Source organism: Mycolicibacterium lacusdiani, from assembly GCF_021916785.1.
GTDB lineage: Bacteria > Actinomycetota > Actinomycetes > Mycobacteriales > Mycobacteriaceae > Mycobacterium > Mycobacterium lacusdiani.
The window spans coordinates 348,884-372,874 of the sequence record NZ_JAKCFC010000005.1; the positions used below are offsets into that span (position 1 = coordinate 348,884).

General features: G+C 67.8%; 25 protein-coding genes and 1 tRNA gene. 16 read left to right on the forward strand and 10 right to left on the reverse strand.

Going from position 1 to position 23,991, the window contains the following annotated elements; genetic code table 11:
• Positions 1-7: 7 nt before the first annotated feature.
• Positions 8-2,737 carry a DNA polymerase I gene (gene polA, locus LOK44_RS18125; RefSeq protein ID WP_237571471.1) on the forward strand — a complete coding sequence of 910 codons (2,730 nt, stop codon included), beginning with the start codon at positions 8-10 and terminating at the stop codon, positions 2,735-2,737.
• 30 nt (positions 2,738-2,767) lie between these two features.
• Here the strand turns inward: polA and LOK44_RS18130 are convergent, their stop codons facing one another.
• A complete protein-coding gene (locus tag LOK44_RS18130; protein ID WP_237571546.1) occupies positions 2,768-3,901 on the reverse strand; it encodes a PrsW family intramembrane metalloprotease in 1,134 nt (377 codons plus the stop codon).
• A 212-nt stretch (positions 3,902-4,113) separates the two neighbouring features.
• Here LOK44_RS18130 and rpsA point away from each other — a divergent pair, with 212 nt between their 5' ends.
• Positions 4,114-5,571 carry a 30S ribosomal protein S1 gene (rpsA, locus tag LOK44_RS18135; RefSeq protein WP_163917618.1) on the forward strand — a complete coding sequence of 486 codons (1,458 nt, stop codon included), beginning with the start codon at positions 4,114-4,116 and terminating at the stop codon, positions 5,569-5,571.
• Between the two features lie 78 nt (positions 5,572-5,649).
• Positions 5,650-6,831, forward strand: coding sequence for a dephospho-CoA kinase (coaE, locus tag LOK44_RS18140; RefSeq protein ID WP_237571472.1), 1,182 nt, complete (start codon positions 5,650-5,652; stop codon positions 6,829-6,831).
• A 4-nt stretch (positions 6,832-6,835) separates the two neighbouring features.
• On the opposite strand, the gene LOK44_RS18145 is transcribed toward coaE, so the two are convergent.
• The 3 genes from LOK44_RS18145 to LOK44_RS18155 are packed head-to-tail and all read right to left on the reverse strand — an operon-like array spanning position 6,836 to position 8,279.
• Entirely contained in the window at positions 6,836-7,456 is a 621-nt protein-coding gene (locus tag LOK44_RS18145; RefSeq protein WP_237571473.1) for a hypothetical protein, read from the reverse strand.
• Positions 7,457-7,467: 11 nt separating this feature from the next.
• Positions 7,468-7,986, reverse strand: coding sequence for a ribonuclease FAU-1 family protein (locus LOK44_RS18150; RefSeq protein ID WP_237571474.1), 519 nt, complete (start codon positions 7,984-7,986; stop codon positions 7,468-7,470).
• Entirely contained in the window at positions 7,983-8,279 is a 297-nt protein-coding gene (locus tag LOK44_RS18155; RefSeq protein WP_237571475.1) for a hypothetical protein, read from the reverse strand. Before LOK44_RS18155 ends, LOK44_RS18150 begins: the two co-directional genes overlap by 4 nt.
• A 70-nt stretch (positions 8,280-8,349) precedes the next feature.
• Between LOK44_RS18155 and uvrB the strand changes: the two genes are divergently transcribed.
• Together uvrB and LOK44_RS18165 are read left to right on the forward strand one after the other, a co-directional pair.
• Positions 8,350-10,512 carry an excinuclease ABC subunit UvrB gene (uvrB, locus tag LOK44_RS18160; protein WP_237571476.1) on the forward strand — a complete coding sequence of 721 codons (2,163 nt, stop codon included), beginning with the start codon at positions 8,350-8,352 and terminating at the stop codon, positions 10,510-10,512.
• Between the two features lie 38 nt (positions 10,513-10,550).
• Entirely contained in the window at positions 10,551-11,939 is a 1,389-nt protein-coding gene (locus tag LOK44_RS18165; RefSeq protein ID WP_237571477.1) for an MFS transporter, read from the forward strand.
• Here the strand turns inward: LOK44_RS18165 and LOK44_RS18170 are convergent.
• Positions 11,936-12,676, reverse strand: coding sequence for an MgtC/SapB family protein (locus LOK44_RS18170; RefSeq protein WP_237571478.1), 741 nt, complete (start codon positions 12,674-12,676; stop codon positions 11,936-11,938). The two genes, LOK44_RS18165 and LOK44_RS18170, sit on opposite strands and share 4 nt — an antisense overlap.
• 89 nt (positions 12,677-12,765) lie before the next feature.
• On the opposite strand from LOK44_RS18170, the gene LOK44_RS18175 reads away from it, so the two are divergent.
• Both LOK44_RS18175 and LOK44_RS18180 read left to right on the forward strand, forming a co-directional pair.
• A complete protein-coding gene (locus LOK44_RS18175; protein WP_237571479.1) occupies positions 12,766-13,521 on the forward strand; it encodes a DUF899 domain-containing protein in 756 nt (251 codons plus the stop codon).
• Between the two features lie 60 nt (positions 13,522-13,581).
• Positions 13,582-13,652, forward strand: a tRNA-Cys gene (locus LOK44_RS18180).
• A gap of 20 nt (positions 13,653-13,672) precedes the next feature.
• Here LOK44_RS18180 and LOK44_RS18185 read toward each other — a convergent pair.
• Entirely contained in the window at positions 13,673-14,080 is a 408-nt protein-coding gene (locus LOK44_RS18185; protein WP_237571480.1) for a hypothetical protein, read from the reverse strand.
• A 119-nt stretch (positions 14,081-14,199) separates the two neighbouring features.
• Between LOK44_RS18185 and LOK44_RS18190 the strand changes: the two genes are divergently transcribed.
• The gene (locus LOK44_RS18190) at positions 14,200-14,409 is read left to right on the forward strand and encodes a hypothetical protein (protein WP_237571481.1); all 210 of its coding nucleotides are present in this window, start codon (positions 14,200-14,202) and stop codon (positions 14,407-14,409) included.
• Positions 14,410-14,494: 85 nt separating this feature from the next.
• Entirely contained in the window at positions 14,495-14,728 is a 234-nt protein-coding gene (locus LOK44_RS18195; protein ID WP_237571482.1) for a hypothetical protein, read from the forward strand.
• A 26-nt stretch (positions 14,729-14,754) separates the two neighbouring features.
• On the opposite strand, the gene LOK44_RS18200 is transcribed toward LOK44_RS18195, so the two are convergent.
• Positions 14,755-14,982, reverse strand: a complete 228-nt coding sequence (locus LOK44_RS18200) for a hypothetical protein (protein WP_237571483.1) — start codon at positions 14,980-14,982, stop codon at positions 14,755-14,757.
• Between the two features lie 489 nt (positions 14,983-15,471).
• Between LOK44_RS18200 and LOK44_RS18205 the strand changes: the two genes are divergently transcribed.
• On the forward strand, positions 15,472-15,822 hold the full coding sequence (locus LOK44_RS18205) for a hypothetical protein (protein ID WP_237571484.1): 351 nt from the start codon (positions 15,472-15,474) through the stop codon (positions 15,820-15,822).
• A gap of 64 nt (positions 15,823-15,886) precedes the next feature.
• Here the strand turns inward: LOK44_RS18205 and LOK44_RS18210 are convergent, their stop codons facing one another.
• Positions 15,887-16,375, reverse strand: coding sequence for an Rv1352/Rv1906c domain-containing protein (locus LOK44_RS18210; RefSeq protein ID WP_237571485.1), 489 nt, complete (start codon positions 16,373-16,375; stop codon positions 15,887-15,889).
• A gap of 277 nt (positions 16,376-16,652) precedes the next feature.
• Here LOK44_RS18210 and LOK44_RS18215 point away from each other — a divergent pair, with 277 nt between their 5' ends.
• Both LOK44_RS18215 and LOK44_RS18220 read left to right on the forward strand, forming a co-directional pair.
• A complete protein-coding gene (locus tag LOK44_RS18215) occupies positions 16,653-17,651 on the forward strand; it encodes a hypothetical protein (protein ID WP_237571486.1) in 999 nt (332 codons plus the stop codon).
• 27 nt (positions 17,652-17,678) lie between these two features.
• Complete coding sequence (locus tag LOK44_RS18220) at positions 17,679-18,530, forward strand: acyl-CoA thioesterase (protein WP_237571487.1); 852 nt, start codon at positions 17,679-17,681, stop codon at positions 18,528-18,530.
• 12 nt (positions 18,531-18,542) lie between these two features.
• Here LOK44_RS18220 and LOK44_RS18225 read toward each other — a convergent pair whose 3' ends face one another.
• Together LOK44_RS18225 and LOK44_RS18230 are read right to left on the reverse strand one after the other, a co-directional pair.
• Entirely contained in the window at positions 18,543-19,112 is a 570-nt protein-coding gene (locus tag LOK44_RS18225; RefSeq protein ID WP_237571488.1) for a UbiX family flavin prenyltransferase, read from the reverse strand.
• 18 nt (positions 19,113-19,130) lie between these two features.
• On the reverse strand, positions 19,131-19,652 hold the full coding sequence (locus LOK44_RS18230) for a TIGR02444 family protein (protein WP_237571489.1): 522 nt from the start codon (positions 19,650-19,652) through the stop codon (positions 19,131-19,133).
• A gap of 101 nt (positions 19,653-19,753) precedes the next feature.
• Here LOK44_RS18230 and LOK44_RS18235 point away from each other — a divergent pair, with 101 nt between their 5' ends.
• The 4 genes from LOK44_RS18235 to LOK44_RS18250 all read left to right on the forward strand — a co-directional run bounded on the left by LOK44_RS18235 (position 19,754) and on the right by LOK44_RS18250 (position 23,990).
• Complete coding sequence (locus LOK44_RS18235; RefSeq protein ID WP_237571490.1) at positions 19,754-21,187, forward strand: UbiD family decarboxylase; 1,434 nt, start codon at positions 19,754-19,756, stop codon at positions 21,185-21,187.
• Between the two features lie 9 nt (positions 21,188-21,196).
• Complete coding sequence (locus LOK44_RS18240) at positions 21,197-21,616, forward strand: SRPBCC family protein (RefSeq protein ID WP_237571491.1); 420 nt, start codon at positions 21,197-21,199, stop codon at positions 21,614-21,616.
• Between the two features lie 28 nt (positions 21,617-21,644).
• On the forward strand, positions 21,645-23,276 hold the full coding sequence (locus LOK44_RS18245) for a UbiD family decarboxylase (RefSeq protein ID WP_237571492.1): 1,632 nt from the start codon (positions 21,645-21,647) through the stop codon (positions 23,274-23,276).
• 270 nt (positions 23,277-23,546) lie between these two features.
• Positions 23,547-23,990 carry a universal stress protein gene (locus LOK44_RS18250; RefSeq protein WP_237571493.1) on the forward strand — a complete coding sequence of 148 codons (444 nt, stop codon included), beginning with the start codon at positions 23,547-23,549 and terminating at the stop codon, positions 23,988-23,990.
• Position 23,991: the final 1 nt, after the last annotated feature.

Below are 23,991 nucleotides of genomic sequence, written 5' to 3' on the forward strand. Positions count from 1 at the left end.
TGAGGGCGTGAGCCCCGCCAAGACCGCGCCGCAGCGCGCCGCCGGAACCCCGTCGGCCGACACCAAGCCGACTCTGATGCTGCTGGACGGCAATTCGCTGGCCTTTCGGGCGTTCTTCGCCCTGCCTGCGGAGAACTTCAAGACCCAGGGCGGTCTGACCACGAATGCGGTGTACGGATTCACCGCCATGCTCATCAACCTGCTGCGCGACGAGCAGCCGACCCACATCGCGTCGGCCTTCGACGTGTCGCGGCAGACGTTCCGCATGGAGAGGTACCCGGAGTACAAGGCGGGCCGCTCGGCCACGCCCGACGAGTTCCGGGGGCAGATCGACATCACCAAGGAGGTGCTCGGCGCCCTTGGCATCACGGTGCTCGCGGAACCGGGTTTCGAGGCGGACGACATCATCGCCACGCTGGCCACCCAGGCCGAGAACGAGGGGTACCGCGTTCTGATCGTCACGGGGGACCGCGACGCGCTGCAGCTGGTCAGTGACGACGTGACGGTGCTGTACCCGCGCAAGGGCGTCAGTGAGCTGACCCGCTTCACGCCCGAGGCCGTCGTCGAGAAGTACGGTCTGACGCCCACCCAGTACCCGGACTTCGCCGCGCTGCGCGGCGACCCCAGCGACAACCTGCCGGGCATCCCGGGGGTGGGGGAGAAGACGGCGTCGAAGTGGATCGTCGAGTACGGCTCGCTCCAAGCCCTCGTCGACCAGGTCGACACGGTTAAGGGCAAGGTCGGGGATGCGTTGCGCGCCAACGTCTCTCACGTGATCCTCAACCGCGAGCTGACGCAGCTGGTCAAGGACGTCCCGCTCGCGCAGACCCCCGACACGCTGCGCATGCAGCCCTGGAACCGCGATCAGATCCACCGCCTGTTCGACGACCTCGAGTTCCGGGTGCTGCGCGACCGGCTCTTCGAGACGCTCGCGTCGGCGGACCCCGAGGTCGAGGTCGGCTTCGACGTCCGCGGCGGCGTCCTGGAACCGGGCACCCTGGCGGCATGGCTGTCCGAGCACAGCCTGGGCAACCGCTTCGGGCTGGCCGTCGTCGGGACCCACCTGGCGTACGACGGTGACGCGACGGCGCTGGCGATCGTGGCCGCCGACGGCGAGGGCTGCTACATCGACACCAGCACTCTCGGCCCGGAGGACGAGGCGGCGCTGTCGTCGTGGCTCGCCGACCCCGGCCCGCCCAAGGCGCTGCACGAGGCGAAGTTGGCGATGCACGACCTCGAGGGACGCGGCTGGACGCTGCGCGGAGTGACGTCCGACACCGCGCTCGCGGCCTACCTGGTCCGCCCGGGTCAGCGGAGCTTCGCCCTCGACGACCTCTCGGTGCGCTACCTGCGCCGTGAACTCCGCGCGGAAGGCCCCGAGCAGCAACAGCTCTCGCTGCTCGACGATGCCGACGGCGTCGACGATCAGGCCGTGCAGACGCTCCTGCTGCGGGCATCGGCCGTGATGGACCTGGCCGACGCGCTCGACGAGGAACTCGCCCGCATCGACTCCTCGTCGCTGCTCGGCCAGATGGAGCTGCCGGTCCAGCGGGCGCTCGCTGCGATGGAGTCCCGCGGCATCGCCGTCGACCTGAACCTGCTCGGCGAACTGCAGAGCCAGTTCGCCGACCTGATCCGGGACGCGGCAGAGGCGGCCTACTCGGTGATCGGCAAGCAGATCAACCTCGGCTCGCCCAAGCAGCTCCAAGTCGTGCTGTTCGACGAACTCGAGATGCCGAAGACCAAGCGCACCAAGACCGGGTACACGACTGATGCGGATGCGCTGCAGTCGCTGTTCGACAAGACCGGGCACCCGTTCCTGCAGCACCTGCTGGCCCACCGCGACGCCACGCGGCTGAAGGTGACCGTCGACGGTCTGCTGAACTCGGTGGCCTCCGATGGCCGCATCCACACGACGTTCAACCAGACCATCGCCGCGACCGGACGGTTGTCGTCGACCGAGCCGAACCTGCAGAACATCCCCATCCGCACCGAGGACGGCCGCCGGATCCGCAACGGGTTCGTGGTCGGCGAGGGCTACGCCGAGCTGATGACGGCGGACTACAGCCAGATCGAGATGCGCATCATGGCGCACCTCTCCCGCGACGAGGCGCTGATCGAAGCCTTCAACACCGGCGAGGACCTGCACTCGTTCGTGGCGTCCCGCGCCTTCGACGTGCCGATCGACGAGGTGACGCCCGAGCTGCGTCGCCGGGTCAAGGCCATGTCGTACGGCCTGGCCTACGGGTTGAGCGCCTACGGGCTGGCGGCGCAGCTGAAGATCTCCACCGAAGAGGCCAAGGTCCAGATGGACCAGTACTTCGCCCGGTTCGGCGGCATCCGCGACTACCTGCGCGACGTCGTCGATCAGGCTCGCAAGGACGGCTACACCTCGACGGTCTTCGGTCGCAGGCGCTACTTGCCGGAGTTGGACAGCAGCAACCGCAACGTCCGCGAGGCCGCCGAGCGGGCCGCGCTCAACGCGCCGATCCAGGGCAGCGCCGCCGACATCATCAAGGTCGCGATGGTCAACGTCGAGAACGCCATCGCAGAGGCCGGTCTGACGTCGAGGATGCTGCTGCAGGTTCACGACGAGTTGCTGTTCGAGGTGGCCGACGGTGAGCACGACGCGCTCGAGGAGCTGGTGCGCAAGGAGATGGGTGGGGCCTACCCGCTCGACGTTCCGCTCGAGGTGTCGGTGGGATACGGCCGCAGTTGGGACGCCGCGGCGCACTGAGGGGCCGCGACGTCACGGCGCTGGAGAGCCTCACCCTCCGGGAGCGTGGTAACCGGCCAGCCACTGCAGCGTCGGGGCGGCTGCTCGCGACGCGTGCACGGCGTACGCCTCTTCGGCCAGCAGCGCGTGCACGCGTTGATCGCCGAACCCGCGGTCGATCCTGTCCTTCACGAAGGCGAGTTCGACGACCTGTGCGGCGAAGGCACTGGTTGCGGTGGCGCCGGGTTTGCCGTGGATCCCGCGGGCCTGGGCGACGGCGTGCTTGCGGGCTCGCATGGAGCCGAGCCAGGTGGCCTCGGCTGGCGTGATGAGGCCGGCGGCCACCATGCCGGGCAGCTTGGCGGAAACGATGCGCTGCTCGCGGCGGCGGCTGTTGACCCCGAGGACGATCGCGAGCGCGAAGATCGGCACCATCCACAGCACGTAGACGCCGAAGTATGCCTCCGGGCCGATCAGCGACGAGGCGTTCCACAACCCGTGCATGACGACCGCGCCCGCGTACCCGAGCAGCAGGAAACCCGCCTTGGCCAGCAGGCCGCGTCGTTGCATCGCGAAGTAGACGCCGATGCCGAACATCGTGGTGAACAGCGGGTGGGCGAACGGCGCCATGATCAGCCGCAGGGCGGCGGTCACCAGCGCGTCGCCGAGCGACTCGCCGTTCGCGATGTACAGGATGTCCTCGAGCCAGGCGAAGCCTGCTCCGGTGAGCCCGGCGTAGACGAGGCAGTCGGTGAGCGAGTTCATCTCGTGCCGTCGGCGTCCCGTGAGCATCACCAGCAGGAACGCCCCCTTGGCCGCTTCCTCGATCAAAGGCGCCCCCAGGGCGACGGACACGAAGCTGACCGACGCGGTCTCCACCGCGCCGGGGTTGACCAGCGTCTCGAACCACAGGCCGAGCACGATCGACACGATGACGGCGACCGACGCACCCCACAGGAAGGCGAGGATCAGCAGACGCGGAGGCTCGGGTTCCCAGCGGTCGAGCCACACGTAGGCCAGTACGACGACGGCGATCGCGACCGTGGACAGGACGAACCCGATGGCGGTGCCGACCGGGTTGAGCGCGGTCAACCCGATGACGATCAGTCCGGCGACGAGGCCGAGCAGGATGAGGACGCCTATCGGTGCACCGACTTTGCGGATTCGCCGTGCCAGTGCCGGCATCGGAAGGTGCGGCGGCAAGGCAGGCGGAGGGTTGTGCACGGGTGCAGGGTAACGGTGCGTGGGACCGGGTTTGTCCAGCGTGTCCTCAGTCGAGTACCCTCGATGGGTACTCGTATGTGCATGATCACGGGTGCTGTGTGACATCTCGGCGCACCCGCGCCGGAGCAATGAATACGTCCCTACTATTAAACCTGTCCGGAGCCATCCACCATATGCCAAGTCCCTCCATCACCTCGCCGCAAGTAGCCATCAACGACATTGGCTCGGCTGAGGACTTTCTCGCCGCGATCGACAAGACCATCAAGTACTTCAACGATGGCGACATCGTCGAGGGGACCATCGTCAAGGTGGACCGCGACGAGGTCTTGCTCGACATCGGTTACAAGACCGAAGGCGTCATCCCTTCCCGCGAACTCTCGATCAAGCACGACGTGGACCCCTCAGAGGTTGTGTCCGTCGGCGACGAGGTCGAAGCGCTGGTCCTCACCAAGGAGGACAAGGAAGGCCGTCTGATCCTGTCCAAGAAGCGGGCTCAGTACGAGCGCGCCTGGGGCACGATCGAAGAACTCAAGGAGAAGGACGAGGCCGTCAAGGGCACCGTCATCGAGGTCGTCAAGGGCGGCCTGATCCTGGACATCGGCCTGCGTGGCTTCCTGCCCGCGTCGCTGGTGGAGATGCGTCGCGTCCGCGATCTGCAGCCGTACATCGGTCGTGAGATCGAGGCGAAGATCATCGAGCTGGACAAGAACCGCAACAACGTGGTGCTGAGCCGCCGCGCCTGGCTGGAGCAGACCCAGTCCGAGGTGCGCAGCGAGTTCCTCAACCAGCTGCAGAAGGGCGCCATCCGCAAGGGTGTCGTCAGCTCCATCGTCAACTTCGGTGCGTTCGTCGATCTCGGCGGCGTCGACGGCCTGGTGCACGTCTCCGAGCTGTCCTGGAAGCACATCGACCACCCGTCCGAGGTCGTCCAGGTGGGCGACGAGGTCACGGTCGAGGTGCTCGACGTCGACATGGACCGCGAGCGGGTTTCGCTGTCGCTCAAGGCGACTCAGGAAGATCCGTGGCGCCACTTCGCCCGCACCCATGCGATCGGCCAGATCGTGCCCGGCAAGGTCACCAAGCTGGTGCCGTTTGGTGCGTTCGTCCGTGTCGAGGAGGGCATCGAGGGCCTGGTGCACATCTCCGAGCTGTCCGAGCGCCACGTCGAGGTCCCGGACCAGGTGGTCCAGGTCGGCGACGACGCGATGGTCAAGGTCATCGACATCGACCTCGAGCGTCGCCGGATCTCGCTGAGCCTCAAGCAGGCCAACGAGGATTACACCGAGGAGTTCGATCCGTCGAAGTACGGCATGGCCGACAGCTACGACGAAGCGGGCAACTACATCTTCCCCGAGGGCTTCGACGCCGAGACCAACGAGTGGCTCGAGGGCTTCGAGAAGCAGCGTGACGAGTGGGAGGCCCGGTACGCCGAGGCCGAGCGCCGCCACAAGATGCACACCGCGCAGATGGAGAAGTTCGCCGCTGCCGACGCGGAGGCGGCCAGCAGGCCCGCCAACGCCGGCACGACGTCGTCTTCGTCGTCCTCCCGCCCGGAGGAGTCGACCGGCGGCACGCTCGCCAGCGACGCTCAGTTGGCAGCGCTGCGCGAGAAGCTCGCAGGCAACGCCTAACCACGGCCAGTACGACGAACGCCCCGGCTCCTGGAGCCGGGGCGTTCGCCGTTTCGGGACCCCTGACAGACTGGTGCCGTGCTGCGAATTGGTCTGTCTGGCGGTATCGGTGCCGGCAAGTCAACGGTGTCCAAGACGTTCGCCGAACTCGGCGGCATCGTCGTCGACGGCGACGTCATCGCCCGCGAGGTCGTCGAACCCGGGACCGAGGGGCTCGCGAAGCTGGTGGAGGCCTTCGGCGAGGACATCCTTCGCCCTGACGGCGCGCTGGATCGGCCCGCGCTGGCGGCGGTCGCGTTCAGCGACGAGGCGAAGCGGGCCACCCTCAACGGCATCGTGCACCCGTTGGTCGGCAGGCGACGTCAGGAGTTGATCGACGCCGCACCGGCGGACGCGGTGATCGTCGAGGACATCCCGTTGCTCGTCGAATCGCAGATGGCGCCGATGTTCCCGCTGGTGATCATCGTCCACGCCGACGAGGACCTACGGGTCTCGCGGCTCATCGAGCACCGGGGATTCACCGAGGCGGACGCCCGAGCCCGCATCGCCGCCCAGGCGACCGTGGAGCAGCGCCGTGCCGTCGCCGACGTGTGGCTCGACAACTCCGGTCCCGCCGAGGACTTGGTGGCGGCCGCCCGGGCGCTGTGGCACGACCGGATCGTACCGTTCGCGCACAACCTTCAGGCCGGGAAACCGGCCCGCGTGGCACCGGTCCTGGTGCCCGCCGACCCGTCATGGCCGGAGCAGGCGACGCGAATCGTCAACCGGCTCAACACGTCCTGCGGTCACCGGGCGCTGCGCATCGACCACGTGGGATCGACTGCCGTGCCGGGCCTCGATGCCAAGGACGTCATCGACGTACAGGTCACCGTCGAATCGCTCGACGTCGCCGACGAACTGGGCCCGGCACTGACCACGGCTGGCTACCCCCGGGTCGACTCGGTCGTCGCCGACGTGGCCCACACCGACGAGCCGGCCATGTGGCAGAAGCGCTTTCATGCATCAGCGGACCCCGGCAGGCCCACCAACGTGCACCTGCGCGTCGAGGGCTGGCCGAACCAGCGGTTCGCGCTGCTGTTCCGGGACTGGCTGCGGGCCGAGCGCGACGTGCGCGCCGAGTACCTCGAGCTGAAGAGACGGATCGCCGACGCCGGACACCAGACGTCCGGCGACTACGCCGACGCCAAGGAGCCGTGGTTGGCCGACGCCTACGGTCGCGCGGTTTCCTGGGCCGAACGGACCGGCTGGTCTCCCTCCTAGTCCGTCAGGCGACGGGTGCTGGCGGAGCGACGGCGGGGTCGGCCTGCGGAAGCGGCGGCGCGGGTGCTGGTGCGTCGACCGGTGCGGTGTTGCCCTGCGGGAAGTTGCCCACCGAGCCGCAGCTGAGCACGCCGTAGCCGGGGTCGTTGCGCTGGGGCGTGAAGCGGGGCGCCACGAACTGGTCGGCCTGGGCGACGATCTGGTCGTCGACCAGGATCTCGCAGTGCAGGCTCGCGGAGTAGGGCCACTGGATAGCGACCTGCATGCCGGCCTGCTGAGGATCGGACACCACGCCGGTCGTCTCGAAGGTGCGTCCCGGCACCATCGTCGGATCGGCGGTGTTGAACTCGGTGTCGGAGAGCTTGTAGGTGATCGTGGCGCCGCGCGAGACGCCGTCGACCCGTGCGCGGTAGACGACGTTGTGCGGTCCCTCGCCGAACTGCGGTGCCGCGGCTTCGGCTGGGGGCGTGACGCCTTCGGCCGGGGTGGCAGCGGACTCCTGCTGCACGTCAGGCAGCGGGGGTGCCGCGGGGTCTGCCAGCGCGACGGGCGCAGCGAGCTGCGCACCCACCGCGAGGACGGTCACGACGAACGCCGCGTGCCGTCCGCGCTTGCTGAAACTCATGACAGCAGACTTTACGCCGAGCGCCACGTGAGGACCATTTCACGCTGATCAAGCCACCGCTCCAGGTCATAGCCGTGCCGGGCGAGACCGTCGACGGTCGCGACCGCGGTGTGGATCGCCCGGTCCGCCGTTTCCTGGTCGAGCAGCCCGCCGCACGCGGCGGCCACCAGTTCGTCGGCGTCGACCAGTTCGACGCCGTGCCCGGTCTGCACGACGAGGTCCAGGTAGTGATCCTCGGTGCGCCACACGTCCCCGTCGACCGAGATCCGGCCCACGTCCAGGTAGAAGTCCTGGTCGCGCTCGTAGCCCGGGTTGAAGTGGAACACCGTTGCCCGGAGGTCGAGATCCGGTAGCAGCCACGACTCCAGGTAGTGGAACTGGGCCCGGCCTGGAGCCGGCCGGGCCATGTACAGGCCCCACGGGGTGACGGTGTAGACCTCGACCTCGCGCACGATGCCCTTCGGGTCGGTGTTGGTGCGGTGCCGTACGTCGAAGGTCTCGCGTTTGGGGGGATGGATCGGCGGGGTCACGAGCGGTACTGGCGAAGATCGATGACGAGCGGCCGATGACCGTCGGGCCGGGTCAGCATCCGCAGGACGAAGCCGGCGAGCAGGCCCCCCGCGAAGCCTGCCCACAGTAGGCTGGCGGCATCGAGCCAACCGCACTGGCTCGACGGTCCGAGACCGTCGTCGCCGCAGGTCACGCCCATGAGGTCGGCCACGCGTCCCGGCCCGGGCCAGATCAGAGCGACGGCGCAGCCGAGGCTCGACAGCAGGAGGAGTAGGCCGAGTAGTCGTAGGGCGACTCGCAGCGGTTCGCGCACGGCGTCACGCTAACCCGTCGCGGGGTACGGCGGGAATGAACTTGTCGGGGTGCGCGCTTAATCTGGTGATATGGCCTTCGCTACCGAATACCCTGTGCTGGCGCACTCCGAGCATCGCCCCGTCGATGCGATGGTGCGTGCCGGCAATCGCTTCGAGGTGGTCAGCGAGTACGAACCCGCCGGCGATCAGCCGGCAGCCATCGAGGATCTCGAACGTCGCGTCAGGGCAGGGGAGCGCGACGTCGTGCTTCTCGGCGCGACCGGCACGGGCAAATCGGCCACGACTGCGTGGCTGATCGAACGTCTGCAGCGCCCCACGCTGGTGATGGCGCCCAACAAGACGCTCGCCGCACAGCTGGCCAACGAGCTTCGGGACATGTTGCCGCACAACGCTGTCGAGTACTTCGTCTCGTACTACGACTACTACCAGCCCGAGGCGTACATCGCCCAGACCGATACCTACATCGAGAAGGACAGCTCGATCAACGACGACGTCGAACGGCTCCGGCACTCGGCGACGTCGAGCCTGCTGTCGCGCCGCGACGTCGTCGTGGTGGCCTCGGTGTCGTGCATCTACGGCCTCGGCACGCCGCAGTCGTACATGGACCGCTCGGTCGAACTCCAGGTCGGCCAGGAGGTACCCCGGGACGGCCTGCTGCGCCTGCTCGTCGACGTGCAGTACACCCGCAACGACATGTCGTTCGTCCGCGGGTCGTTCCGCGTGCGCGGTGACACCGTCGAGATCATCCCCGCATACGAGGAACTGGCCGTCCGCATCGAGTACTTCGGCGACGAGATCGAGGCGCTCTACTACATGCACCCGCTGACAGGCGACGTCATCCGTAAGGTCGACTCGCTGCGGGTGTTCCCGGCCACGCACTACGTGGCGGGGCCCGAACGCATGGCGCAGGCGATCGAGAGCATCGAGCGGGAGCTCGAGGCCCGGTTGGCCGAACTCGAGGGCCAGGGCAAGTTGCTCGAGGCACAGCGGTTGCGGATGCGCACCAACTACGACCTGGAGATGATGAAGCAGGTCGGGTTCTGCTCGGGCATCGAGAACTACTCGCGGCACATCGACGGGCGCGGTCCGGGAACTGCGCCTGCGACGCTGATCGACTACTTCCCCGAGGACTTCCTGCTGGTCATCGACGAGTCGCACGTCACGGTGCCGCAGATCGGCGGCATGTACGAGGGCGACATGTCGCGCAAGCGCAACCTGGTGGACTTCGGCTTCCGGCTGCCGTCGGCGGTCGACAACCGCCCGCTGACGTGGGAGGAGTTCGCCGACCGCATCGGCCAGACGGTGTATCTGTCGGCGACGCCGGGCCCGTACGAACTCAGCCAGACCGGCGGCGAGTTCGTCGAGCAGGTCATCCGGCCGACCGGTCTGGTCGACCCGCACGTCATCGTCAAGCCGACCAAGGGCCAGATCGACGACCTCATCGGCGAGATCCGCAAGCGCACCGAACGCGACGAACGCGTTCTGGTGACGACGCTGACCAAGAAGATGGCCGAGGACCTCACCGACTACCTCCTCGAGACGGGCATCCGGGTGCGGTACCTGCACTCCGAGGTCGACACGTTGCGCCGCGTGGAGTTGTTGCGGCAGCTGCGCCTGGGGGAGTACGACGTCCTGATCGGCATCAACCTCCTACGCGAGGGTCTCGACCTGCCCGAGGTGTCGCTGGTCGCGATCCTCGACGCCGACAAGGAGGGTTTCCTGCGGTCGCCGCGAAGCCTCATCCAGACCATCGGTCGCGCGGCGCGCAACGTGTCGGGTGAAGTGCACATGTACGCCGACAAGATCACCGATTCGATGCAGCAGGCCATCGAGGAGACCGACCGGCGCCGCAGCAAGCAGATCGCGTACAACGTGGCGCACGGGGTCGATCCCCAGCCGCTGCGCAAGAAGATCGCCGACATCCTCGACCAGGTGTACCGCGAGGCCGACGACACCGAGGCGACCGTCGACGTCGGCGGATCGGGACGCAACTCGTCCAGGGGACGGCGTGCCCAAGGCGAGCCGGGCCGGGCGGTCAGCGCGGGAATCTACGAGGGCCGCGACACCAAGTCGATGCCGCGGGCCGAACTGGCCGACCTGATCAAGGATCTGACGGCTCAGATGATGACCGCGGCGCGGGATCTGCAGTTCGAACTGGCAGCCCGCATCCGCGACGAGATCTCGGACTTGAAGAAGGAACTGCGCGGCATGGATGCTGCCGGCCTCAAGTAGCTTGACCTCAACCGCGGTTCAGTTCCTACCGTGAGCGCATGACGGAACTCGAGGTGGCCCGGAGCGGTTGGCGCGAGCTGTTGGGCCCGAAGCACATCGGGGCCTCGACGGTCCTCGCCGGTGGCGTCGCGCTGTACGCGACCAACGAGTTCCTCACGATCAGCCTGCTGCCGAGTACGGTCGCCGAGATCGGTGGGCAACGCCTCTACGCGTGGGTGACGACGGTGTACCTGGTGTCCTCGGTCGTCGCCGCCACGACGGTCAGTTCCACGCTGTCCCGTCTCGGGCCGCGACGGTCCTACGTGGCGGCGCTGTCGGTGTTCGGTGCGGGCAGCGTGCTGTGCGCCGTGGCGCCAACCATGGAACTCCTGCTGGCGGGGCGGGTCGTGCAGGGCGCCGCGGGCGGTCTGATGGCCGGGCTCGGCTACGCCGTGATCAACGCTGCCATGCCGCAGTCGTTGTGGACCAAGGCGTCGGCCCTCGTCTCGGCGATGTGGGGGGTCGGCACCATCGTCGGTCCTGCGGCCGGCGGTCTGTTCGCCCAGTTCGGTTCGTGGCGTTGGGCATTCGGGGTGCTTGCCATCCTCACCGCGGCGATGGCGGTCCTCGTCCCATTCGCTCTACCCCGGCGTGCCGGACATGGACCGGTCGTGCAGCGAATCCCGGTGTGGTCGCTGGTGCTGCTCGGTGCGGCCGCACTCGCGATCAGCGTGGCGGGAATCGCGAAGCACGCGGCGTTGACGGCAGGCCTGCTCGGCGTCGGCGCCTTGCTGATCGGCGTGTTCCTCGTCGTCGACCGGCGTCTCGCGGCATCGGTGCTGCCGCCCACGGCATTTCGACCCGGCCCGCTGAAGTGGATCTACCTGACGCTCGGAATGTTGATGGCGGCAACGATGGTGGACATGTACGTGCCGCTGTTCGGGCAGCGCCTGGCGGGGCTAGTTCCTGTGGCCGCGGGATTCCTGGGCGCGGCGTTGGCCGTCGGATGGACCGTCGGCGAGATCTCCAGCGCCTCGGTGACCGGTCCCCGGAACGTCAGGCGGCTGGTGATGGTCGCGCCGTTGGTGATGGCGACGGGCCTCGCGGTGGGCGCGATGACCCTCGTGGACGGAGCCACGGCGGGAATCGTCGCGGTGTGGGTCGTCGCGCTGGCGATCACCGGGACCGGGGTGGGCATCGCGTGGCCGCACCTGTCGGCGTGGGCGATGGGCTCCGTCGACGACCCGGCCGAGGGCGGTACGGCCGCCGCCGCGATCAACACCGTGCAGCTGATCTGCGGTGCGTTCGGCGCGGGCCTGGCCGGCGTCGTGGTGAACATGACCGATCGCGGCGACGAGACGGCCGCTCGGTATCTGTTCGCGACGTTCGCCGCGTTGGCCGTCATCGGCGCGGTGGCGTCCTACCGTGCGAGCCGGGAACGGGCCTAGTCCGGGTCGGGGTCGTCGTCGAGTCGACGGATTGCCGTCACGCCCTCGATCGTCGCCAGCACGCCGGGGGCGTTGACGATTCCGTTGCCCGACAACGTGACCACGATGCCGGACTGTCCGTGCCCGGCGCCGAGCGGTTCGCCTGCGGGGTCGCTGGCGAGTTCGGCGAGCTGCCAGCCGCGGCGCTCGCATGCCTGCAACAGTCGGGTGAGCACGCCGCGCCCTTCGTCGTAGACGACGTGCATCCGGATCGACCCACTGAGCCGTGATGCGAGCCGCCTGGCCACCGGCATGAACCCGAGCACGATCAGGAAGTGCATGGCCGTGACGGTGCAGGCCAGCAGAAGCAGGCCCGAGCCGGCGGCCATCCCGATGGCCGCCGATTCCCAGACCGCCGCCGCCGTGGTCAGTCCGTGGACGGAGCCGCGGCGGAAGATGATGATGCCGGCTCCGAGAAAGCCGATACCCGAGACGATCTGGGCCGCGACGCGGGACGGGTCCACGACGACGAGGTCAGGCTGCAGGACGTCCTGGAACCCGTACTTGCTCACCAGCAAGATCAGCGCAGCGGCGGTGCCGACGATCGTCTGGGTGCGCAAGCCGGCGCTCTTGCCCTGCACCTCGCGTTCCAGGCCGATGAGCGCGGTCAGCCCGAAGGCCACGAACAACTCGACGATCTGGCGGGTGCCTTGTCCGGGGCCGCCGAAGAACGGTGGGTCGGCGAGCAGCTGCAGCATGCCGACAAGGTATCGCGAGGCAGTCGCATCGACGATCAGTTCCCGGCTGCCGGGCGGTCTGCATTGGTGACCGTTCGAGAGGGGACGCCATGACCATCGATTCGACCGCCTGCCCGGAGGTCGTCAGCCGCGACGAGTGGCTGACGGCGCGCCGGGAGCTGCTCGCGCGGGAGCGGGAGGCGACGCATCTTCGCGACGCGGTCAACGCCCAGCGCAGACGGCTGCCGATGGTGAAGGTGGAGAAGGACTATGCGTTCGAGGGTGCGGATGGCGTGGTCGGCCTTGCCGATCTGTTCGAGGGCCGGCCGCAGCTCTACGTCCACCACTTCATGTGGATCGACGCGACCGACCGTGGCTGCCCGAGTTGCACCGCGGCAGCGGACCTCACGTTCACCGAGCGGGACCGAGCCCTGCTCAATGCCCGCGGCGTCACGTTCGTCGCGGTGTCGAGGGCGCCGTACGCCACCATTGCCCGCTATCGGGACGAGCACGGCTGGACGTTCCCGTGGTACTCCTCGCGCGACGGGGACTTCACCTACGACCTCCACGTCACGCTCGACCCGGATCGCGCGCCGGTGGAGTACAACTACGAATTGCTGGCGGAACTGCACGCCGACGGCTGGTCCGACGACGACCTGCGGGGCGACTGGCCGGGAGCCAGCGTGTTCCTGCGCCGCGGTGACGAGGTGTTCCACACCTACACCACCTACGCGCGCGGCCTGGACCCATCATCGGCGGGCTATCCGTTCCTCGACATCACGCCCTACGGGCGCCAGGAGGCCTGGGAGGACTCACCCGAAGGCTGGCCGCAGAACGGACCGGCGGTCGGGGTGCCGCTCCAGTAGCGATCACGGGGAGCGAAACCCTGGGCGCGGGCCGGCCACGCTGGCATCGTCATGGACAACGCGGGTGTGGCTGAGTGGCTAGGCACCGGCCTGCAAAGCCGTTTACACGGGTTCGAATCCCGTCACTCGCTCGCGTGCAAGACCGTCGACGCTAGAGGACGGCGGTGACCGGCCCCAGCAGCTGCCAGTTCGGCTCGGAGGCATCGTTGAACACGGCGCCAAGGCCCCTGCCCGTCGAGGTGTAGGTGGCTCCCGGTGCGTGGGGCGTGAACACCTGAGTGGTGCCCGATCCTCGCCCCTGACTGCATTGGGGAGTGGTGTCGCTGCGCTGGATGCACACGACGCTCAGGCGGGGACTGAAGGGGCCCATGCACCCGGCCGGCGCCACCGTGGCGGTGACGACGTCGCCGTCGGGGGATGGCACCACGTGCGGCGGCGACAGCGCGAAGGAACATGGCGTGCCAGGTGGTGGGAGTTCTGCGTGTGCGGTGAACGGACCCGCAGCGACGCCCGGGGCCAGGGCCAGCAGGGCGGTGAGAACCACGACGGTCCGGTTCATTCCAGGATGGTAGATCGCCGCGGGGCGCGATGAGCCGGGAACAGCTGGAGCGGGTTTCGCCGAGCGGCATCCGATCCCCAGGTCCAGCCCTAGGCTTCGAAGGTGTTGCGGATCGGGCGGTGCTGGTCAGCTGTGGCTCGTCGACTCCGTCGGCGGCGGCCGAGGCTGCACGGGTCAACGGTCCCGTGGACGTCGGCAACGGTCGGACCATCCATCTCGAGTGCAGCGGTTCGGGTTCGCCGGCCGTGATCCTGGTGCTGGTCGACCCGGCCTCCGAGTATCTGGAACCGACGCTGGGAGAGGGATCGTGGCAGCAAGTGGGTCGCTGACATCGCCGCCGCGGCAGAGCGCACGCCAGACGCGGAGCGCCCCGACTATCCCGAATCACTGGCGAACCTGACCACCGCACCGCCCATGCCTGACATCCCGAGCGTCGTCCTGAGTTCGGACGAGCCGTTCGGTTACCTCGGCCGAGGCGATGCGAATGCGTTCTGGCCCCAATTGCTGGACGCCGGTGTGCGATTGGCCGACGCGCTCGATGCGGCTCACGTGACGAGGACGGCCAGTGGGCACTTCATCGAGAACCAGAACTCAGCGCTGGTGGTCGAACGCATCTGTTCGGTGTTCAGCCCGGCGAAGGCTTGTTGATCCGAGTTACCGACCCGACGTCGGGACTACTTCAGCCACTTCCATGGCTTGTCCCAGTGACCGGGCGGCACACCCACGAACTGGCCGACGTGTCCGGGCGGCACGCCGATCAACTGACCGACCTGTCCGGGTGGCGGTGGCTCGATCCACCAGTAATCGGGATCGGCCTGGGCGGTCGCGGAACCGAAGCCGAGCGCTCCCACGGAGAGTGCGGCGGCGGCGGCCGAAGTTGCTGCGAGCTTCTTGACTTTCATCTTCATGCTCCTTCGATTCATTGCGCACCGCCGATATGCCCTGACTCGATGAGATGGCGCATTCGGCCATTCCGAGATCGACGGCATGCAATCGGTCTATCGAGTCGGCGCAGGCGCCCGTTACCCACACATCCGTCGCCGTTTCGGCGACTCTGCCGATCTCTGCTGCTCAGCGACCTGCGCGAAGATCTTCGGAGGATTTCTTCGATGGTCAGTAACGATCATGATTGGCCACCCGACGTACCGATCAGAGTCTGACGTGGAGTGATGAAGATCGAAAGTTACGCACTAGTTAATTAGCTGGCCGCATTGTACGCGTTGCTCATTAACATTTCCTGTGATTTCGGTTTGAGTATCCGCACCCTGGGCAATTTCAGTAGCTGGTAGCAGAAGGTGCACCTAGCGCTGGCGGGCCATTCCCGCCTCCGGTATGCAGCACGACTGGTCGGGGGGCCGGCTTACTGCTTCCGCTCACCAAAGGAGTTACCCATGAAGAACACGCTCGTGAAAGCAGCAGCAGGCGCCGTCTTCGGCGGGTCGTTGATGTTCACGGGAGGGCTCGGCCTCGCGAGCGCCGCTCCGGTCCAGGTTCAGGACGGACTGGTCAACCTTGCGCTCGGCGACATCACCGTCCTCGAGGACGTCAACGTCGGCGTGGCGGCGCAGATCACCGCACTGGTCTGCGACGTCGTGGACGTCGGCAACGTGACGGCGCTGGCCACGGCCGTCGACGCCGGATCGGACGATCAAGAGGTCCTGTGCGAGAGCGCTGCAGGTCCGGTCACCGTGACGCAGAACGGACCCGGTGGGTCGGAGAACGCTCCCGGCCGCCAGCAGTAACCATCGCGTAGACGCCGCCCGCATCGAATGTGATGCGGGCGGTGTCGCGTTGGTCCGAGCCGGACTAACCCGGTGGGGTGGGGCCGGCCGCCGGTGGCGGCGCGGCGGGCGGCGCACCTGCTGCCGAGCCGAGCTGGGAGCCGAGGATGCTCAGGATCGGGCCGATGGCGCCGGACGGTGGGCCAGGCGGAGGCGGGCAGACGGACTGCGAACAGTCGGTCAGCTGCCACGTCTGGCAGTCATTCGTGGTGAACGAGGTGTCCGAGGGGTCGATCGTGACCACCGGTGAACGTTTCGTCAGCCCGTTGTCGACCATCTTCTCGCCGCTGGTGCGCTTCCAGTAACAGGCGCCGCCGTCGATGGGGCCTGCGGACTTGTAGACGCCGGGCGCGATGTCGGCGCCCACGGCATAGGTGCCGTCGGAGTCGATGGTGTTCTTGGGGGCAGGCGGCGGCGCGGGTGCCGGGGCCGGCTCGGCGACGGCCACGCCCGCCGACGCCCACATGCCGACGAGTGTGATCGCCGCAGCGACCGATGCCTTCGTGGACCTCATGGTGATCCAGCTTAGCTGCCCTAACCACCGGGTCCCAGCCAGTGCAGCGGTGCAGGGTCGACCGGGCAAACGCCGTCCGTCAATTCGATTCGCCGACAACGGTTCTCGCAGCAAATTCGGGCGTACCCGGACGTGGTCTCCGATCCGACTCTACGCGGCAACGGTTCGGTAACCGCGTCTTCGTGACCACTTGCGCCACACCAGTCACGCGTTAGGTTTCTCAGGACGCACGTCCGTAGCGGACTTCCCGCGTCGACATACTTTCGGGGAAGGCACGTTGAGCGCGACGAATCGGGTGGCTGCGGCGGCGTTCACGTCCGGTCTGCTCTGGCCTGCACTGCTGGTTTGTCCGAGTGCCTGGGCTGAACCCGGAGTGAGCCCCGGTGTGCCGTGCATGGGCATCGTGCAGGATTTCGCCGCGTCTCCGCCGAGTCAGGCCGAGGTGCACGACGCAGCCGCAGCTGCGTTGGTGAACGCGGTGCCGCCGCCGCCAGTGCCGCCACCTGCTCCACCAGTTCCACCGGCCGCCACGGTGCCGCTCGACCTCGTCACGCCGGCGTTGGCCTCGGCGCCGACGGCAGCTCCGCTGGTCGACGCTGCGGGCGCCCTCCCGCCTGCGGCGGCCGCGGCAGCACCGGTCGTCGACGCTGCGGCCACCGCGATCCCGTTGGGCACTGCTCTACCCGCCGCCGTACCTGCTGCCGGAGTGCCGGTACCCCTTGTCCTTCCGCCTGCGATCGCGCCACCGGTCGCGATTCCGCCCGCCGTGCCTGCGGCCCCGGTTGCGGACATGGCCGCAGCTGCACCGGCCGGATCGCCGGTTCCAGCCGCAGCGCCAGTATTGGAAGCCGCTGCCGCCGCACCGCCCCCGGCTCCGGTCGAGCCCCCACCACCGCCATTACCGGTTCCCGCAGAGCCGCCGCCGCCGCTACCACCTCCAGCGGCCGAGCCACCGCCACCCCCGCCACCACCGCCAGCGTCCGAGCCCCCGCCACCACCACCGGCCGAGCCGCTCCCACCACCGGCGACCGCCACACTGACCGAGGCCGCAGCACCGATCCCGGCGCCCGCCATCGCGCCCGAAGCGGCGGCCGCCGCAGCGGCACCAATCGTCGACGCCGCCGCGCTCGCGGTGCCACCCGTGCCCGTCGTCCCTGCACCGCCGGGCATTCCGATCGGCAGCGCGCTACCCGACATGGGTCTGCAATTGCCGAGCACGCTTCCCATACCGACGGACCTGGTGTGCGAAGGCACCGCGTGGTCGGCCGAGCGGTAGCGGACGGGCTTGCGGCATGATGCCGCCGTGAGCTTTCCATCGCCGTCGCTTGCCGACGTGATCTCCACGCTGCAGGTCGAGCAGGTCGGCGACGGGCAGTTCGTCGCGACGCAGCTGGACAATCCGGCGCATCACATCGTCGGTGGACACATCGCCGGGCAGGCGCTGATGGCGGCCAGTCGCACCGCACCGGGGCGCATGCCGCACAGCGTGCACGTCTACTACCTGCGCGCCGGCGACGCCCGGCTTCCCGTCGACTTCGAGGTCGTGAGGTCACGCGACGGCGGAACGCTGTCCACTCGTCGGATCACGGCGATGCAGGGTGACCAGGTGCTGTTGGAGGCGCTCGCGTCGTTCAGCACCGAGGTCGGTGGGCCCGAACATCAGAGCGCGATGCCGGACGCGCCGGACCCGGAGACGCTGCCTGCCATGCAGGACCAGCTGGCGGAGTACGTCGACGAACTCAACGGCTACTGGTTGCGGCCGTTGCCGTTCGATCTCCGCTACGTCGACGCGCCACCACGCCTGGCGCTCGAACGCCCGGATCCGTCGCCGCGCCTGCGGATGTTCTGGCGGGCAACCGATTCCGTGCCTGCCGACCCCGTACTGCACAGCTGCCTCCTGACGTACCTGTCCGGCACGACGATGCTCGAGACGGCCCTGGTCATGCGACGGGCCACGCCCATCACCACCTTCAACGCGCTCATCGACCACGCCCTGTGGTTCCACCGGCCGTTCGATCCCGCCGAATGGGTGCTCTCGGATCAGTTCTCGCCGAGTGGAATCGACGGACGGGGCCTGGCCACCGCGACGATGTACGACCGGTCGGGACGGGTCATCTGCATCGCCACGCAGGAGCTGTACTTCGGTCGGAAGTGAGTCCTGCCCTGCTCACGTCTCCTCGGCGACGGCCGAGCCGCCGTCCCAGCGCTTGATGCCGGGCACCACGACGTCGAGCAGCTCGAGAGCGCGCGACACGCTCTGATGCACGATGTCGTCGATGCTCGTCGGCAACGCATAGAAGGCGGGCACCGGCGGCATGATGATGGCACCGTTCGTCGTGGCGCGCGCCATCAGATCGATGTGGCCGGCGTGAAACGGTGTCTCGCGCAACATGAGAACGACGCGTCGACGCTCCTTGAGGCAGACGTCCGCCGCCCGGACGACGAGCCCCTCGCCATAGCTGTTGGCGATTCCGCTGAGGGTCTTCACCGAACACGGCGCGACGAGCATGCCTGCCGACACGAAGGAACCCGACGAGACGGCCGCGCCGATGTCGCGGGGATGGTGAAGGTGGTCGGCCAGTGTGCGGACGTCGTCGGGGGAGTACGACGTCTCGTGGGCGATGGTGCGCTGAGCCGACGGCGTCACGATCGCGTGCGTCTCGACGTCGGCGACCTGTCTCAGCAGTTCGAGGGCGCGGATGCCGTAGATGGCACCGGACGCACCGGTGATGGCCACGATGACTCTTCGCACGGGCTACGCCGCGCCATACCGGGCCGCGGCCGACGCGATCACGCCCACCGCGTCGGTTTCTCGGCCTCGGGGCGCGGACGTCCCCGTGACGCGCAGGACCACGTCGATCGCTGCGGCGGCGCGTTCGGCGGCACCGCCTTCGCCGTCAGCGATCCCGATGTCGTGGTCGAGGGTGGCCAGTTCTGCGAGTTCGAGCATCTCTGCCTGTAACTCGGCGTCCTTCACCTGCTTCCGCAGGGCTTCGGTGTCCTCGGTCGGGGCGGGCGGGGGCCCGTCGCTCAGTCTGTTGCGCAGATCCCGCAAGGGCGCCACCACCTCTCGATTCCAACGCCGAACCCGACCCGCGGCCCGGTCGACGTCCGACGCGGTGATGGTCCTGCCCCGGCGGGCGCCGAGGTAGGCCGCGAAAAACACGAGGTTCACGTCTACCGAACACCGGTCCTGCAGCGTCAGGCAGGCGGCCGAGACGCCGTCGGCCCCATAGACGCCGAGAGCGAACTCGACGAACTCGGAGCGCTCCGTCATCGGTGGCACTGGTAGCGCCTACCCCTTGCCTCCGTGATCTTGGCACGGTAGTTCTTGTATTTGCTCGCCACCTTCACGCAGAGAGTATGGGGCATCCCACCATGGCGTTCCAGGATTTCCGGGAGTTCCTGCACGCGCTGCGTGTAGACGGTGAACTCATCGACGTCGATCGGCCGGTCGCCTTGGAGTTGGAGGTGGCCAAGGCGATGCGCAAGAGCGCGTCCGTGGCCGGACCCGCGCTCGTATTCACCGACAACGGAACGGACTTCCCGTTGGTGGCGGGGGTGTACAACTCACGGGCGAAGGCTTTGATCGCCTACGGCTGCGACGAGAACTCGGTCGTCGCGCACATCCTCGACGGCTTGGCCCATCGGATCGCGCCGGTGCTCGTCGACGACGCGCCGGTGCACGAGAACGTGATCCTCGGCGACGACATCGACCTCACGACGTTGCCGGTGCCGCGGTACAGCCCGGACGACGGCGGACCGTACATCACCCCCGGCATCGTGGTGAGCCGCGATCCCGAGACCGGCGTCCCGGACATCGGCCACTACCGCTTCGAGATCATCGACGCGCACACGCTGTCGTTCATGGCCCAGCCATTTCACCGGTTCGGCAAGAACATGGCGAAGGCAGTCGCCCGCGGCGACAAGACCTTCCATGCGGCACTGGTCATCGGCGTCGACCCGATGCTGGCCTACACCGGTCCCATTCAGGTGCCGGACGACACCAACGACTTCGAGGTCGCCGGCGGACTCCGCGGCGCACCGGTCGAATTGGTGAAGTGCCGGACGATCGACGTCGAAGTGCCCGCCCGCGCGGAGTTCGTCATCGAGTTCGAGGTCGTCTTCGGTACCACGGTCATGGAGGGACCGCTGGGGGAGTACACCGGCTACTACACGCCGGCGTCGATGAAGCCGATCGCGCGACCGACCGCGATCACTCATCGCAATGGCGCCTACTTTCAAGCGCTGCTCACCGGTGTGCCGCCGACGGAGAACCACACGCTCAAGCAATTGGCCTTCGAGGCGTCGTTCCTGCAGATGATGCGTCACCAGTTCCCGACGATCGAGAGAGTCGCCATCCCGCAATCCGGGGGCGTCTCGTTCTACGTCGTGATCGCGATGCGGCCGAGGTACGCAGGCGAAGCGCGGGCGGCGATCCTCGCGGCGATGGCGACCAACGTGCGGCCCAAGACCGTGATCGTCGTCGACCCCGACATCGACGTGCAGAACTCCGAACAGGTGGAATGGGCGGTGTCCTTCCGCAGCCAGCCCGCGCGCGACGTGATCGTGGTCGACGGCCTGGGGGCAGGCCCGCTGGATCCGTCGATAGACGAGTCGATTCCGCTGGATCAGCGCACGGGGTCCGCCCTCGGCATCGATGCGACCTATCCGTACGGCACCGTGATCAAGATCGCCGGTGACGCATGCGGCCCCTCGGTCGCCGAACACGGCAAGGAGTTCGTCGAGGTGGCCGACGTTCCCGGCTGGCAGCAGTACGACTTCCCCGAACTCGACAACCACGGCAGGTAGGAGCACCTCGTGCCCGACATCGACCACGAGATCAAGATCGACGGACCACCAGACCGGGTGTTCGCGGCACTGACCACCTTGGACGGCGTCACGGGTTGGCACACGCCCGGCAGCCGTGGGAGCGGTGAGGTGGGAAGCGTTTGGGTCTTCGCCTACGCCGGGCATCCCGAATTCCGTTGGGAGGTAGTCACGTCGGACGCCCCGACCCGCGTGGTCTGGCGCTGCGTCCAGGGTCCCGGAGACTCGGTGGGCACCACGGCCACCTTCACGGTGGGCTCGGCCGACGGCCGCACGGTCGTGGAACTCCAGCACGGCGGGTGGCCCGGCACCCACGGCAACTTCCGCAAGTGCAACACGACGTGGGGCGTGCTCCTGCACCACCTGCGTGACTACGTCGAAACCGGCCACCCGGCAGCGGCCTTCGAGTGATCGGCCCCCGTCCAACCAAGGGAAGAACATGCCCCAGCAGAGCCTGAGCGACTTCGTCGACGACATGGAGAAGGCCGGCTTGCTGGTCCGCATCACCGAGGAGAAGCGCGTCGACGAACTCCCCGCGGTGATGGAAGCGAATCCGCTGACCGCGGTACTGGTGGAGAAGGTCACCGATTGCGAGTTCCAGTTCCTCGCCAACGCGTACTCGAACCAGGACCAGACGGCATGGGCACTCGGATGCGACAAGAGTGAAACCGGGCGCCGGATGGTCGAACTCGGCAAGGGCCGCATCAAGCCGGAGATCGTGGACACCGCACCGTGCAAGGAGGTCATCCTCACCGGCGACGACGTGGATCTCACCCGCCTGCCGCTGTTCCTCCATCACGACCGCGACGGTCATGCCTACACCAACGACAACATGGTGGTGAGCAAGCATCCCGATACCGGCGTGTACGACTGGGGCATCTACCGCAGCATGTTCCGGACGAAGAACGAGAAGCTGTTCGACATGACCTGCACCTCGCACCGGGCGCGACTGAACGCCCAAGCGGCACAGGCCAAGGGGCAGAATCTGGAACTGGCGATCGTGCTCGGCGGACCGCTCGTCGACAAGGTGGCCGCGCTGACCGGCGTGCCGCCCGGCACCGACGACTTCGAGGTGCTAGGCAGCTTCTACGGTCACCCCGCGAAACTCGTCGCGTGCGAGACGATCGACCTGCTGGTTCCAGCCAACGCCGAAATCGTCATCGAATGCGAGCTGATGGCCACCGAGGGCCTGACGCACGACGAGGGTCCCTACGGCGAGTTCACCGGAATGTACGGCGGTGGCATCAAGGCCAACTTCCGGGCCGTCGTGAAGGCGATGACCTTTCGCAAAGGCGGCATCTTCCAGCACGCGACCATCGGCGGCGACCATCCCTGGTACACCGACAACATGCTGCAGTTGCCGATGATCGAGTCCGATCTCTACGGCGGGCTCGCGATGGCAGGCATCGACGTCAAGGAGGTTCGCGCCCCGCTCGGCGGACTGTCGAACATCGCCTACGCGAAGATCAACACCCGCGGTGCGGGGGACTCCAAGCAGGCGCTCGGGGTGATGCTGACGTGTTCGAAGCAGGGGCTCCCGAAGATCGCGATGGTCTTCGACGAGGACGTCGACATCTGGGACGACAACGCCGTGCAGTGTGCGATGGCGTTCCGCTACATGCCGCACCTGGACACCGTGACCATCCCGAACTGCAACACGATGACGGTCGACCCGATGATCGGCGATGACGCCGCGCCGGGCACGGCGTCGAAGATCGGGCTGGACTGCACCATTCCGATCAGCCCCAACTTCGTGCGATCCCACTTCGATCGCAGCACTGCCTTCGTGCTCGGTGACCCGCCGGCCGACGTCGTCGCGCTCACCGAGGAGGAGTTGACCAGGGACATGGCGGCACTGATCCGGGAGGCGCCGCGAACGTGGAAGGAGATCCTGCAGCACTTCAACGGCCAGCCGTACAAGGTCGTCTACCGCGCGTTCAGCAATCTTCGACATGAACTGGGGCGATGCGACGACGCGCCGTGGTACCGCTACACGTTCTCCGACACCGACTTTGCAGTCCCCGTCGGAGAGTCCGAGCCGCACGACTTCGACCCGCGTCACCGCAAGTAGGTTGGCGTGAAGGACGAAAGCCGTTGACGGCGGCGACGATTCCGTGGCGGTCACCACGACCATGACTCAGGTCACGACGACCCGTCTGTTGCGACGCGGGCACCGACCCGCGACACGGGTACGGTTCATCACCACTCGCCCGCGAGCCGACGCCCTCCGGTTACCATCAGTGCCGGTAGAACGCTCGCCATCCGGCGAATCGCACCCCGCTCGCGGGTCGAGCGGTTACTGTTCGGCGGTGGCGTTGGAATCGATACTTGGAGGGCATGCATGAGCAGCTACAAGACCGTGGTTGTCGGAACTGACGGCTCGGATTCGTCGCTGCGCGCAGTGGATCGCGCAGGCGAGATCGCTGCCGGTTCGGGCGCCAAGCTGATCGTCAGTACCGCCTACTTCCCGCAGAACGAGGACGCACGCGCCGCCGACCTGCTCAAGGACGAGGGCTACAAGATGTCGGGCAACGCCCCGATCTACGCCATTCTTCGTGAGGCTCGGGATCGTGCCCACGCCGCAGGGGCCACGGACATCGAGGAGAAGGCCATCGTCGGCGCTCCCGTCGACGCGCTCGTCGAGCTGGCCGAAGAGGTGAACGCCGACCTGCTCGTCGTCGGCAACGTCGGCCTCAGCACGATCGCCGGGCGTCTGCTCGGATCGGTGCCCGCCAACGTCGCGCGCCGGTCGAAGACCGACGTGCTCATCGTCCACACGTCCTGAT

Coding starts and splice junctions, on each gene's coding strand:
- uvrB (WP_237571476.1), top strand. CDS start 8,350: ATGGCCTTCGCTACCGAATACCCTGTGCTGGCGCACTCCGAGCATCGC.
- LOK44_RS18250 (WP_237571493.1), top strand. CDS start 23,547: ATGAGCAGCTACAAGACCGTGGTTGTCGGAACTGACGGCTCGGATTCG.
- LOK44_RS18245 (WP_237571492.1), top strand. CDS start 21,645: ATGCCCCAGCAGAGCCTGAGCGACTTCGTCGACGACATGGAGAAGGCC.
- LOK44_RS18185 (WP_237571480.1), bottom strand. CDS start 14,080: ATGAACCGGACCGTCGTGGTTCTCACCGCCCTGCTGGCCCTGGCCCCG.
- LOK44_RS18175 (WP_237571479.1), top strand. CDS start 12,766: ATGACCATCGATTCGACCGCCTGCCCGGAGGTCGTCAGCCGCGACGAG.
- LOK44_RS18230 (WP_237571489.1), bottom strand. CDS start 19,652: ATGACGGAGCGCTCCGAGTTCGTCGAGTTCGCTCTCGGCGTCTATGGG.
- LOK44_RS18200 (WP_237571483.1), bottom strand. CDS start 14,982: ATGAAAGTCAAGAAGCTCGCAGCAACTTCGGCCGCCGCCGCCGCACTC.
- LOK44_RS18195 (WP_237571482.1), top strand. CDS start 14,495: ATGCCTGACATCCCGAGCGTCGTCCTGAGTTCGGACGAGCCGTTCGGT.
- LOK44_RS18210 (WP_237571485.1), bottom strand. CDS start 16,375: ATGAGGTCCACGAAGGCATCGGTCGCTGCGGCGATCACACTCGTCGGC.
- LOK44_RS18170 (WP_237571478.1), bottom strand. CDS start 12,676: ATGCTGCAGCTGCTCGCCGACCCACCGTTCTTCGGCGGCCCCGGACAA.
- rpsA (WP_163917618.1), top strand. CDS start 4,114: ATGCCAAGTCCCTCCATCACCTCGCCGCAAGTAGCCATCAACGACATT.
- LOK44_RS18165 (WP_237571477.1), top strand. CDS start 10,551: ATGACGGAACTCGAGGTGGCCCGGAGCGGTTGGCGCGAGCTGTTGGGC.
- LOK44_RS18235 (WP_237571490.1), top strand. CDS start 19,754: ATGGCGTTCCAGGATTTCCGGGAGTTCCTGCACGCGCTGCGTGTAGAC.
- LOK44_RS18205 (WP_237571484.1), top strand. CDS start 15,472: ATGAAGAACACGCTCGTGAAAGCAGCAGCAGGCGCCGTCTTCGGCGGG.
- LOK44_RS18130 (WP_237571546.1), bottom strand. CDS start 3,901: ATGCCGGCACTGGCACGGCGAATCCGCAAAGTCGGTGCACCGATAGGC.
- LOK44_RS18145 (WP_237571473.1), bottom strand. CDS start 7,456: ATGAGTTTCAGCAAGCGCGGACGGCACGCGGCGTTCGTCGTGACCGTC.